Source organism: Paeniroseomonas aquatica (assembly GCF_030409335.1).
Taxonomy (GTDB): Bacteria; Pseudomonadota; Alphaproteobacteria; order Acetobacterales; family Acetobacteraceae; genus Belnapia; species Belnapia aquatica.
Genome location: NZ_JAUFPN010000103.1, coordinates 270 through 1,521 on the forward strand (window position 1 = coordinate 270; position 1,252 = coordinate 1,521).

Here is a 1,252-nt window from a genome sequence, read left to right on the forward strand (position 1 = left end):
CGCTAGTGCCGCTAGTGCCGCTAGTGCCGCTAGTGCCGCTAGCATCCATAGCAACCATAGCGTAGCCAAAGGGAGTAGGGTGATGGCATCCTCTGGACTCAAGCGCCGGCCGTCGGGGTTGGAACTGGCTGGGGCACTTGCGCCGCTGACTGGCGATCTTCCTTCCACTTCGGGCCGCGTCGACGTCCAGTCGCAAGCCGAGCCCCCTAAGGCGATTGCACAGCCGGCACCGCAAAGGGTCGAGCTGGTGCAGGTCAATTTCCGCGTCAGCAAGGGACTGGCCAAACTCCTTGCCCGCCTTTCAGAGGAGCGTGGCAGCACCCGGCGGCTTATTGCTCAACTGCTGCAGTCTGACGGTCATGAGGTTCCCGAGGTCGATCTCGTCCGTCCGGAGACCCGCCGCCGCTATGACGAATAGCGGCGCTAGCGTCCATATCTTTTGCTAGCAGACGCTAGCTAGAACTAGCAGCCATAGCTTCCGCTAGCACCCCTCGCCTAAGCGCGTCAGTGCCGCCCAAGCTCGTAGTGCACTGCCACTGAGCGACAACAGGATCGAACGGCCCCACTGGCCGTGGTGAGGATAGCTAAAGCCATCAGGTGCGATACCGGCGCAGCGGCAGGGGGCATAGACCCATCCTGCAGTCCAGATCATTGCCATCCACTCGAAGCCTGGGGGCAACAGCGTTCGCGTAGCGGCCTCGTCCATCGTGTAGGGGGGGCGCCTGTCCCTCCCGGCTAAGCGCCTGGTGGATTGCGCCGTCCGCTGCAGCACTACCAGCCCCAACCTTACTCAGGCGATCAGCAATGCGGAGCAGGCGGTCATAGCTGGTCATCACTCGGCGGCCAGTTGCAGTGGGTCCTAAGGGGGTGGAGACAAGCATGGCTATTCAAGTTCGTCACTTCGAGGCTGCTGACGCTCAAGCCTTAGCTGGCTTGATGGTGGAAATGGCGAAATCTTATGGCGCCACCATCAAACCCGAGTTGGTTGTTGCTGAGGACGTTGTTCGGCAGGCTCAGCAGGTTGATGTCATCCTGGCGCATGATGATGTCCGTCTGCTGGGCTTCGCTACCTTCACGTCCCTTTACCCTGTCGCCGGTCTGCTTCGCTTCACCTACGTCCAGCAGATTTACGTCGGCCAGTCTGCACGTCGGCTAGGTGTCGCACAGGATTTGATGGCGGGGATCGCTCGTGCAGCGAAGGCCGCGGGCAGCACTAGAATCGAGTGGTCTACATCAAAAGAGAACATGGCGG

At 60.9% G+C, this 1,252-nt stretch carries 2 protein-coding genes; both read left to right on the forward strand.

The features are described from left to right. Nucleotides 1–82 precede the first annotated feature (82 nt). Nucleotides 83–418 (forward strand): hypothetical protein, encoded by a 336-nt coding sequence (locus QWZ14_RS09060; protein WP_290316310.1) that lies wholly within the window; start codon nucleotides 83–85, stop codon nucleotides 416–418. 461 nt (nucleotides 419–879) lie between these two features. Beyond that, nucleotides 880–1,252: GNAT family N-acetyltransferase (locus tag QWZ14_RS09065; RefSeq protein WP_290316311.1), on the forward strand; the 373-nt coding region annotated here is incomplete at its 3' end.